Origin of the sequence: Kitasatospora sp. NPDC057940, from assembly GCF_042887425.1 — a bacterium.
GTDB lineage: Bacteria > Actinomycetota > Actinomycetes > Streptomycetales > Streptomycetaceae > Kitasatospora.
Map to the genome: position 1 here is coordinate 1 of NZ_JBHVPH010000060.1, position 10,259 is coordinate 10,259.

Genomic DNA, 10,259 nt, shown 5'->3' on the forward strand with positions numbered 1-10,259 from the left:
GCCGGTCCAGCAGGCGCCACGCCGGGCGGCGGGGCGGGGAGGCGGGGCCGGCGGCCCGGGCCGACCGCGCGCCCGCCGCCGTCGCCAGCCCGGCCAGCAACCCCACCACCAGCACGTCCGGCAGCACCCTGGCCCGGAACAGTCCGGCGCCCGTGCAGTGCAGCACCACCGCCGCCGCGACCGCGCAGTAGCCCGCCCAGACCGCCGCCGGGCCGCCCCAGCGCGGCCGGGGTCCGCGCCGCGACGCCACCCTGGCGGCGGCCCGGTACAGCTGGGCCACCGTCAGCACGCCCAGCAGCAGCGGGGTGACGGTCAGCGGGGCACCCGCGTCCCCCCGCAGCACGGGCGCGCCGTGCCCGAGCAGCCACAGCGCCCCCGCCAACCGGGTGGCGCCGGTCGCCCCGTTGTCCGCGTACGGCGTCGCCACCCAGAGTCCGAGCACCGGCACCCCGACGACCGCCAGGCCGACCAGCGCCGTCCGCACCCCCGCCAACAGGTCGGCCGGCAACGGGCGTCCGCCCAATTCGCCCGGCAGTTCCAGGATCGGACGGCCCATCAGCTGCGTCATGCGCCTCATGGTGCCAAGGCGACTCGCCATGCCTCGTGAAGCGGCAAACCGCCGCCGTGTCCCAGATTATTGGCTTATGCGCATTTTCAGACCCGATCCCCAAGCCGCCGGCGGACCGGCCCGGAGCGTCTGATGACCACGCCACCCACCGCCGAACACCCCGCCGGCGCCGACTCCCCCACCCCCCGGAACCGTGCCCGCAAGCCCCGGGCCACCCAACCCGACCAGGACACGGCCCGCCCCCTAAGGAAACTGACGCCCCGTGAGGCCCAGGTGCTCGCCCACCTCGCCGCCGGCCGCGACCTCCCGCAGGCGGCCGCCGCCCTCGGCATCACCCCGGCCACCGCCCGCAGCTACGTCCAGCGGGCCATGCGCAAACTCGGCGCGGCCACCGAGGCCGAGGCCGTCGCCCTCACCACCGCCCGCCCGAAGAACCCCGACCCGGCACCGCCCGACCCCGCACCGCCCGGCCCCGACGCGCCGGGCGACGTCCAGGCGGCCCCTGCCGCCGACCCCCGTACCCCCGACCCCGCGCCGCAGCGCCCGCCCGTCCTCGGCACCGAAACCGAAACCGGCACCGGCACCGGCACCGGCACCGGCGGAGAGCACGCCGGGCCCGCCCTCGCGCACCCCGGCCCGGCCGACCACGCCACCGCCGCCGCCCTCGCCCAGACCGCCCCGAACACCCAGACCGCCCCGCACGCCCCGCACGCCCCGCACGCCCCGGGAGGGAGCATCAGCACACCCGTCGTCACCACGACACCACCCGGAACCCGCGACACCCCGCCCGCGGCGCAGGACCGACCCGACGGCCCGGCCGCCGATCCCGGGCCGCCCACCCACGCGGCCACGCCGGCCGACGGTGAGCGCGCCGGGCCGGCCGGGAGCTTCGAGGAGTTGTACGAGCAGGCACACACCCGGCTGGTGCAGCAGATGTTCCTGCTGACCGCCTGTCGGCACCGGGCCGCGCACTGCGTCCGACTGGCGTTCGGGGAGGCGCGCCGGGGCTGGGCGGAGGTGGCCGGGACGGGGGATCCGGAGGGGTGGGTGCGGGTACGGGCGTGCGAGCTGGCGCTGTCCCCGTGGCACCGGGGCGGGCCCCGGCGGATGCACGCCTGGAAGCTGCCGCACCGGCGGATCCGGGTGCGGCCGGCGGACGAGTCGCAGGCGGTGCTGCCCGATCACGACCGGCTGACCGACCGGGACCGGGCGCTGCTGAAGGCGCTGCGGCGGCTGTCCCGGCCGCAGCGCCGGGCGCTGGTGCTGCACGACGGGCTGGGCCTGCCGGCGGCGGCGGTCGCAGTGGAGGTGGAGTCGACGCTGGCGGCGGCCGAGGGGCGGGTGTGGGCGGCCCGGGTGGAGCTGGCCCGGTGGGTGCCGGAGCTGCTGGGGCCGGATCCGGCGGCGCCGGGGTTCGCGGACGGCCTGAGCGGGCTGCTGCACCGGGCGGCGGTCCGGGGCTGCCCGGAGCCGCACCGGCCGCCGGTGCCGGTGCTGCGGGCCCGGCACCGGCTGTGGACCGCGAGCCGGACGGGGGCGGCGGCGCTGCTGACGGCAGCGGTGGGCGGGGCGGCGCTGGCGACGCTGGTGGGGATCCGGCCGGTGACGCTGTTCCGGTCCCCGGAGCCGCCGGAGCCGGCGATGTGCCTGTCGGCGGCGGGCGCGGGCGAACCGGGTGTGCCGGCGCTGCCGGGCGGGCCGCCGAACGTCGTCCGCAGCCTGTGGTGCAGCCCGACGCCGGGGGTGGAGGCGGTCGTGATGGAGTCGGCGCCGCAGGCCGCCGCGCGGTGGGAGCTGCCGGCGGTCGCCCGGGGGGCGGGCGCCCCGCCGCCGCAGGGCCCGGAGGTCTGCCCGCTGTGGTCACCGCTGCCGTGCACGACCGGGCCCACGCCGTACTGACGGGGTCCGCAAACGCGCGAGCGCCCCTGCCCGTGAAGGGCAGGGGCGCTCGCTGCGCGGTCGACCGACGTCAGCCGGCGATGATCTCGCGCGCCAGGCGGGCGGTCTCGGACGGCGTCTTGCCGACCTTGACACCGGCGGCCTCGAGGGCCTCCTTCTTCGCCTGGGCGGTGCCCGAGGAGCCGGAGACGATGGCGCCGGCGTGGCCCATGGTCTTGCCCTCGGGGGCGGTGAAGCCCGCGACGTAGCCGACGACCGGCTTGGTGACGTGCTCGGCGATGTAGGCCGCGGCACGCTCCTCGGCGTCGCCACCGATCTCACCGATCATGACGATGAGCTCGGTCTCCGGGTCCTCCTGGAACGCCTTGAGGGCGTCGATGTGGGTGGTGCCGATGACCGGGTCACCGCCGATGCCCACGGCCGAGGAGAAGCCGATGTCCCGCAGCTCGTACATGAGCTGGTAGGTCAGGGTGCCCGACTTCGAGACCAGGCCGATCTTGCCGGAGGTGGTGATGTCGGCCGGGATGATGCCGGCGTTCGACTGTCCGGGGCTGATCAGGCCGGGGCAGTTCGGGCCGATGATCCGGGTCTTGTTGCCCTTCGAACCGGCGTACGCCCAGAAGGCGGCGGTGTCGTGCACCGGGACGCCCTCGGTGATGACGACGGCCAGGCCGATCTCGGCGTCGATGGCCTCGACGACGGCGTCCTTGGTGAACTTCGGCGGCACGAAGATGACGGTGACATCGGCACCGGTCTTCTCCATGGCCTCGGCGACGCCGCCGAAGACGGGCACCTCGGTGCCGTCGACGTCGACCGTGGTGCCGGCCTTGCGCGGGTTGACACCGCCGACGATCTGGGTGCCGGAGGCGAGCATGCGGCGGGTGTGCTTCATGCCCTCGGAGCCGGTCATGCCCTGGACGATGACCTTGCTGTCCTTGGTAAGGAAGATAGCCATGGTGTGAAAGTCCCCTTCCTTACTTGTTGGCCAGCTCGGCGGCGCGGTCAGCGGCGCCGTCCATGGTGTCCACGCGCTGGACCAGCGGGTGGTTGGCGTCGTCGAGGATCTTGCGACCCAGCTCCGCGTTGTTGCCGTCCAGACGGACGACCAGCGGCTTGGTGACGTTCTCGCCCTTGCTCTCCAGGAGCGCGAGGGCCTGCACGATGCCGTTGGCGACCGCGTCACAGGCGGTGATGCCGCCGAAGACGTTGACGAACACCGACTTGACGTCGGGGTCGCCCAGGATGATCTCCAGGCCGTTCGCCATGACCTCGGCGGACGCGCCGCCGCCGATGTCGAGGAAGTTGGCGGGCTTGACGCCGCCGTGGTTCTCACCGGCGTAGGCGACCACGTCGAGGGTGCTCATCACGAGGCCCGCGCCGTTGCCGATGATGCCGACCTGGCCGTCGAGCTTGACGTAGTTCAGGCCCTTGGCCTTGGCGGCGGCCTCCAGCGGGTTGGCCGCGGCCTTGTCCTCCAGGGCCTCGTGCTCGGGCTGGCGGAACTCGGCGTTCTCGTCCAGCGAGACCTTGCCGTCAAGCGCGATGATCTTGCCCTCGCCGGACTTGATCAGCGGGTTGACCTCGACGAGGAGCGCGTCCTCGGCGATGAAGACCTTCCACAGCTTCTGCAGGACGTCGGCGACCTGGTCGGCGATCTCGGCCGGGAACTTCGCCGCGGCGACGATCTCGGCGGCCTTCTCCGGGGTGCAGCCCTCGTTGGCGTCGACCGGGATCTTGGCCAGCGCGTCGGGGTTCTCCTCGGCGACGACCTCGATCTCCACGCCGCCCTCGACGCTGGCCATCGCCAGGAAGGTGCGGTTGGTGCGGTCCAGCAGGAACGAGACGTAGTACTCGTCCTTGATGTCCGCGGTCTGGGCCAGCATCACCTTGTGGACGGTGTGGCCCTTGATGTCCATGCCGAGGATCGCCTCGGCCTTGGCGACGGCGTCAGCCGGGTCGGAGGCGAGCTTCACGCCACCGGCCTTGCCTCGGCCACCCACCTTCACCTGAGCCTTGACGACGGCGCGGCCGCCGAAGCGCTCCGCGATGGCGGCAGCGTCTGCGGCGGTCTCGATCACATCACCGTCAAGCACGGGCACACCGTGCTTGGCGAAGAGGTCCCTCGCCTGGTACTCGAACAGGTCCACGTGTTTGTCCTTGTTCGTGGTCGCGGATTGTGTCTCTACGAGCGTGCCACGGCAGGATCTTCGCTGCGGGTCGTCGGGGCGGTGCGGGTACGCAGAGGTACGGCCTTGCGGCCCACACAGCCACGGGCGCACACGTCAATCAACACGCGCGTCACGTCCGTCTGGCAGGTTATCCCCGTACGACGGGACTGTTTCGCCCGGGGCCTGCCCGTCCGTGGTGAGAACCGTCACAGACAGCCTACGGGGGCGGTCGGCGCACCCCCCGTCCGCCGGTCGGCCGGTTCGCACGTCCGGGTGAATCCTCACACTCCCTGGTCAGGCACCGGCAGCGGGCGCTTCTCGATCGCCGCGGCCATGATCTCCGGAAAGGCGTCCGGGGTGCAGGCGAAGGCCGGGGCCCCCAGGGCGGCCAGGGCGGCGGCGTGGGCGTGGTCGTAGGCGGGCGCACCTTCGTCGGAGAGCGCCAGCAGGGCGATGAACTGGACGCCGGCCGCCTTCATCGCGGCGACGCGCTTGAGCATGCCGTCCCGGATGCCGCCCTCGTAGAGGTCGCTGATCAGCACCACGACGGTCTCGGACGGCCGGGTGATCCTCGACTGGCAGTAGGCGAGCGCGCGGTTGATGTCGGTGCCGCCGCCGAGCTGGGTGGCGAACAGGACGTCGACCGGGTCGGTGAGCTGTTCGGTGAGGTCGACCACCGAGGTGTCGAAGACGACCAGCCGGGTGTCCAGCGTGCGCATCGAGGCGAGCACCGCGCCGAACACCGCCGAGTGCACCACCGACGGGGCCATCGAGCCGGACTGGTCGATGCAGAGGATGACGTCCTTCTTCACCGCGCGCTGGGCGCGGGCGTAGCCGACCAGCCGCTCGGGCACGACGGTGCCGTGCTCGGGCAGGTAGTTCTTCAGGTTGGCCCGGATGGTGCGGTCCCAGTCGATGTCGCGGTGGCGGGGCCGGTTGACCTTGGCGCTGCGGTCGAGGGCGCCGCCCAGGGTGGCCCTGGTGCGGTCGGCGAGCCGGCGCTCCAGATCGGCGACCACCTTGCCGACCACGGCCCGGGCGGTCTCCCGGGTGGTCTCGGGCAGCGCGTGCTTGAGCGACAGCAGGGTGCCGACCAGGTGCACGTCCGGTTCGACGGCCTCCAGCATCTCGGGCTCCAGCAGCAGCCGCTCCAGGCCGAGCCGGGCGATCGCGTCCTGCTGCATCAGCTGGACGACGGTGGACGGGAAGTACTCGCGGATGTCGCCCAGCCAGCGCGCCACCTGCGGGGCCGAGCCGCCCAGCCCGGCGCTGCGCCGGCCGCCGCGGGCCGCCCGGCCGCCCTCCTCGGGCGCGCCGCGGTAGAGCGCGGCCAGGGCGCCGTCCATCGCGGCGTCCCGGCCGCGCAGGGCGCAGCCGGTGCCGTCGGCCTCGCCGCCGAGCACCAGCCGCCAGCGGCGCAGCCGTTCGTCGGTCGTGGTCGCCATCAGGTCCTCCTTCACGGGTGTCAGGTGTTGCGGCCGGCGGCCTGCCGGGGGATCCGGGGGCGGGCTCCGAGCAGCAGGGCCACCACCGGGACGGCGGCGTCGGCCCGGGCCCGGTCGAGGGTGCCGCCCGGGGTCCGGGCCGCCGGGGCCTCGCCGAGCGGGCCGGCCGCGACCCGGCCGCCGATGGTGCTGCGGACGCCCGCCTCCAGCCCGGCGAAGGTGCGGCGCAGCAGCGGCAGGACGTCGGTGAAGACCTCGCCGGGCACGCCGGTCAGCCACTCGTCCAGCAGGGCGAGCAGGCGCGGGTCGTGCAGCAGCAGGGCGCCGCCGCCGGTGAGGAAGCCCTCGATCCAGCCGGCCGCGTCCGCCGGGGCGTTGGCAGTGGACAGGACCAGCCGCAGCCGGCCGGCGGCCTCCTCGGAGTCGAGCCGGCCGTCGTCCAGCAGCAGCCGGACGGCGCGCCCGCGCAGCAGGCCGGGGGCTCCGGTGGCCGGGCCGCCGGCCGGCTCGCGGCGGGCCAGCGAGCGCAGGGCGGCGGCCCAGCGGTCGGCCAGGCCCTCGGAACCGGCCGGGCTCTCGGAACCGGCCGGGCCCGGGGAGGCTGCCGGGGTGCCCGGGCCCGCTGATTCGTCCAGGGCGTCGGGGCCTTCCGCGGCGTCCGAGGCGTCCGGCTCCGGGCGAGCGGCCGAGCCGAGCAGGCCGATCGCGCCGTGCACCTCGTCGAGCCGGCCGCGCATCGCCGCCGCGCCCTCGGCGTCCAACCCGACGCAGGCGGGCGGCAGCCCGACGCAGATCCGGTCGGCCAGGCCGGTGGCGACCTCGCCGAGCGCGCCGTGGTCGGTGCCGCGCACGTCGCCGTAGCGCAGCGCCCGGACCAGCGCGGGCAGCGCCCCGGCCAGGTGGGCGACGTCGGTGTCCAGGGCGGCGCAGTCGGCGAGCACCCGCATCACGGCGGGCAGCGCGCCGGCCAGCCCGGCCAGCAGGCAGGTCTCCACCAGCCCGGTCAGCTCGGCGAGTTCGCCGGCGGCGCGGGCGGTGCCGACGGCCTTGCCGGTCGCCGCCTCCTCCACCGTGGTGCCCCACTGGGCGGCCTCGGCGATCCGGACCGCGAACTCGGGCTGCCAGCACAGCCGCCAGCTCTCCCGGAACGTCCCGGTCGAGTTGACCGCCGAGCGGGCCGGCACGCCCCAGTCGACGCCCAGCAGCCGCAGCCGGTGCAGCAGCCGCGAGCGGGCCGCGTCGGTGTCCTTGCGCAGGTCGAGGTCGAGGTCCTTCGGCGCGGCCTCGGGCTTGAGCCGCAGCGTGCGCTGCCAGCGGGTGAGGTCCCGCTGGAGCGGCACCGCCGGTGCCGCGTCCGGGACTTCGCCGAGCGCGTCGCCGACCACCAGGCGGTCCCGGACGAGCTCCAGGGCGACGTCCGAGCCCTCGCAGAGCACCGCGCGGACGGCGTCCAGGGTCTCGGTCAGCCCGGCCAGCGGGCGGCCGCGCAGCACCGCCAGCGTGCGGGCGAGCCGGACCGCCTCGATGACGTGGGCGGAGGAGACCGGGTGGTCCTCGGCGCGCAGCAGTTCGGCGGCCCGGGTGAGCCAGCGCGGCACCGGATCGCCCTCGGTGCCGAACAGGTGGTGGTACCAGCCCGGTGACTGCACGCCCGCGCCGTAGCCGGTGGACTGGGAGAGCCGGCGGTGCGTCCACGGCACCCAGGTGATGTCCGTCCGCACCTTCCGCGGCAGTCCGGCGAGCAGCGCCCGGTCGTGCGCGACCGTCGGCAGCACCGCCAGCGCGGGCACGTGGAAGGCCCCGCACACCACGGCGATCCGGCGGTGCCCGGCGCGGCGGGCGGCCCGGATCTGCTGGCGCATGTACGCCTCGCGCAGGTCGTCCCGCCGGGACTCGCCGAGGCCCTCCGCGCGCAGCGCCGCCATCGCCTCCGCGACGGCCGCGAACGGCGCCAGTCCGTCCGGGTCGTCCCCGCCGTCCGCACCGGGCGCGCGGTGCTCGACCACGTCCTCCCACCAGCGCTCCGGGTCGTCGTAGCCGGCCGCCTCGGCGAGCAGCGCCAGCGGGTCGGCGACCGGCCCGGCGGGCTCCCCCGGCTCCCCGGTCTCCCCGGCCTCCGGGGCGGGGCCGAGGCCGTACCCGGCGGGCAGGTCGATGAAGCGGACCGGCAGCTCCCGCTCGACGCCGTAGCGGATCGCCACCCACTCCGGGGAGAACTCGGCGTACGGCCAGAACGCGGCCCTCGCCGGGTCGTCCACCGCGTGCGCCAGCAGCGCGACCGGCGGCACCAGGCCGTTCCCGGCCGCGAGGTGGACGATGCCGTCGGCCTCCGGCGGGCCCTCGATCAGCACCGCGTCCGGCCGCCACCGCTCCAGCGCGGCGGCCACCGCCCGGGCCGAGCCCGGGCCGTGGTGCCGGATGCCGAGCAGCGCGACGTCCGCGGTCATCGCACCTCCTCGCGGGCGGCCCGGTAGAAGTCCTTCCAACCGTCGCGCTCGCGCACCACTCCTTCGACGTACTCGCGCCACACCGCGTGGTCCGCCACCGGGTCCCGGACGACGGCGCCGAGGATGCCGGCCGTCACGTCCCCGGCGCGCAGCACGCCGTCCCCGAAGTGGGTGGCCAGGGCGAGGCCGTTGGCCACCACCGAGATCGCCTCCGCCGTGGAGAGGGTGCCGCTCGGGCTCTTGACCTTCGTCCGCCCGTCCGTCGTGATCCCGGCCCGCAGCTCGCGGAACACGGTGACCACCCGCCTGATCTCCTCGGCGCCGCCGGGCAGTTCGGGCAGTTCCAGGGAGCGGCCGAGCTGGTTCACCCGGCGGGTGACGATGTCGACCTCCTCCTCCAGCGAGCCCGGCAGCGGCAGCACGACGGTGTTGAACCGCCGGCGCAGCGCGCTGGACAGCTCGTTGACGCCGCGGTCGCGGTCGTTCGCGGTGGCGATCACGTTGAAGCCGCGCACCGCCTGCGTCTCACCGCCCAACTCCGGCACCGGCAGCGTCTTCTCGGACAGGATGGTGATCAGGCTGTCCTGCACGTCGGCCGGGATCCGGGTCAGCTCCTCGATCCGGGCGAGCTTGCCGTCCGCCATCGCCCGCATCAGCGGCGAGGGCACCAGGGCGTCCCGGCTCGGGCCGTCGGTGAGCAGCCGGGCGTAGTTCCAGCCGTACCGGACGGCCTCCTCCGGGGTGCCGGCGGTGCCCTGCACCAGCAGGGTGGAGTCGCCGCTGATCGCCGCGGCCAGGTGCTCGGACACCCAGGTCTTCGCGGTGCCGGGCACGCCGAGCAGCAGCAGCGCGCGGTCCGTCGCCAGGGTCGTGACGGCGACCTCCACCACCCGGCGCGGGCCGATGTACTTGGGGGTGATCGGGGTGCCGTCGGGCAGTTCGCCGCCGAGCAGGTACGTCGCCACGGCCCACGGCGAGAGCTTCCAGCGCTCCGGGCGCGGACGGTCGTCCTGCGCGGCCAGCGCGGCCAGTTCACCGGCGAAGGCGTCCTCGGCATGCTGCCGCAGAACGTCGGTCACGGGGGGCTCCTTCGGGTCGGCCGCCGGGCACACGGGTGCCCCGGCGGCAGGGTGATCGGGGGGAGCTGGGGCCGGCGTCCCGGCCTGTGGGAACCACCCTGCACCCCGGCACTGACAAACCCCGGGGCGCTCCCGACGAGCAGTCAGCCGATGTCAGTGGCACCGCCTACCGTCGGTCGCATGGAGGAACGCTGGAGCACCGAACACGTCCTGTCCCTGGCACCTGACGCCGCGTCGCAGAAGGCGGCCGGCAAGCTCTCCTCGCCCGCGCCCTGGTCCGGGGCGGGCACCGACGGCGCCGCGCTCTGGGGCGAGTGCAAGGGCAGCGGCAGCACGCCGTACCGCACCGTGATCGAACTCGCCACGCCCGCCTACCAGTGCAGCTGCCCCAGCCGGAAGTTCCCGTGCAAGCACGCGCTCGGGCTCCTCCTGCTGTGGAGCGGCGCCCCGGAGGCCGTCCCCGCCGCCGAGCCCGCCGGGTGGGCGGCCGACTGGCTCACGTCCCGCGAGGAGCGCGCCGAGAAGCGCGCCGCGCCCCCCGCGGACCCGGCCGCCGCCCGCCGCCGGGCGCTGCGCCGCGGCACGGTGGTCACCACGGTCGTGGTCGGGGCGACCCTGCTGCTCGGCTCGATGCTCGGCGCGGCGGTGCGCAC

Annotated in this window: 8 protein-coding genes; 2 read left to right on the forward strand and 6 right to left on the reverse strand. The window is 75.4% G+C overall.

All coding sequences use genetic code 11. The features are described 5' to 3' along the window. On the reverse strand, positions 1-568 hold a 568-nt coding region (locus tag ACFVTF_RS38355), incomplete at its 3' end, for a DUF6350 family protein (protein ID WP_387818859.1). 132 nt (positions 569-700) lie between these two features. On the opposite strand from ACFVTF_RS38355, the gene ACFVTF_RS38360 reads away from it, so the two are divergent. Then, positions 701-2,467, forward strand: a complete 1,767-nt coding sequence (locus tag ACFVTF_RS38360; protein ID WP_387818860.1) for a sigma factor-like helix-turn-helix DNA-binding protein — start codon at positions 701-703, stop codon at positions 2,465-2,467. A gap of 70 nt (positions 2,468-2,537) precedes the next feature. Here the strand turns inward: ACFVTF_RS38360 and sucD are convergent, their stop codons facing one another. The 5 genes from sucD to ACFVTF_RS38385 all read right to left on the reverse strand — a co-directional run bounded on the left by sucD (position 2,538) and on the right by ACFVTF_RS38385 (position 9,639). Then, positions 2,538-3,422, reverse strand: coding sequence for a succinate--CoA ligase subunit alpha (sucD, locus tag ACFVTF_RS38365; protein ID WP_063349021.1), 885 nt, complete (start codon positions 3,420-3,422; stop codon positions 2,538-2,540). A gap of 19 nt (positions 3,423-3,441) precedes the next feature. Further along, positions 3,442-4,614: an ADP-forming succinate--CoA ligase subunit beta gene (gene sucC, locus ACFVTF_RS38370; protein WP_063349020.1), complete on the reverse strand. Its 1,173-nt coding sequence runs from the start codon at positions 4,612-4,614 to the stop codon at positions 3,442-3,444. 302 nt (positions 4,615-4,916) lie between these two features. After that, positions 4,917-6,080 carry a VWA domain-containing protein gene (locus tag ACFVTF_RS38375; RefSeq protein WP_371518474.1) on the reverse strand — a complete coding sequence of 388 codons (1,164 nt, stop codon included), beginning with the start codon at positions 6,078-6,080 and terminating at the stop codon, positions 4,917-4,919. Positions 6,081-6,100: 20 nt separating this feature from the next. Continuing rightward, a complete protein-coding gene (locus ACFVTF_RS38380; RefSeq protein ID WP_387818861.1) occupies positions 6,101-8,527 on the reverse strand; it encodes a DUF5682 family protein in 2,427 nt (808 codons plus the stop codon). After that, complete coding sequence (locus tag ACFVTF_RS38385) at positions 8,524-9,639, reverse strand: AAA family ATPase (protein ID WP_371518471.1); 1,116 nt, start codon at positions 9,637-9,639, stop codon at positions 8,524-8,526. Before ACFVTF_RS38385 ends, ACFVTF_RS38380 begins: the two co-directional genes overlap by 4 nt. Positions 9,640-9,786: 147 nt before the next feature. Between ACFVTF_RS38385 and ACFVTF_RS38390 the strand changes: the two genes are divergently transcribed. Continuing rightward, positions 9,787-10,259 (forward strand): SWIM zinc finger family protein (locus ACFVTF_RS38390; protein ID WP_387818862.1); only part of this gene is annotated, 473 nt, incomplete at its 3' end.

Coding starts and splice junctions, on each gene's coding strand:
- ACFVTF_RS38360 (WP_387818860.1), top strand. CDS start 701: ATGACCACGCCACCCACCGCCGAACACCCCGCCGGCGCCGACTCCCCC.
- sucD (WP_063349021.1), bottom strand. CDS start 3,422: ATGGCTATCTTCCTTACCAAGGACAGCAAGGTCATCGTCCAGGGCATG.
- ACFVTF_RS38375 (WP_371518474.1), bottom strand. CDS start 6,080: ATGGCGACCACGACCGACGAACGGCTGCGCCGCTGGCGGCTGGTGCTC.
- ACFVTF_RS38380 (WP_387818861.1), bottom strand. CDS start 8,527: ATGACCGCGGACGTCGCGCTGCTCGGCATCCGGCACCACGGCCCGGGC.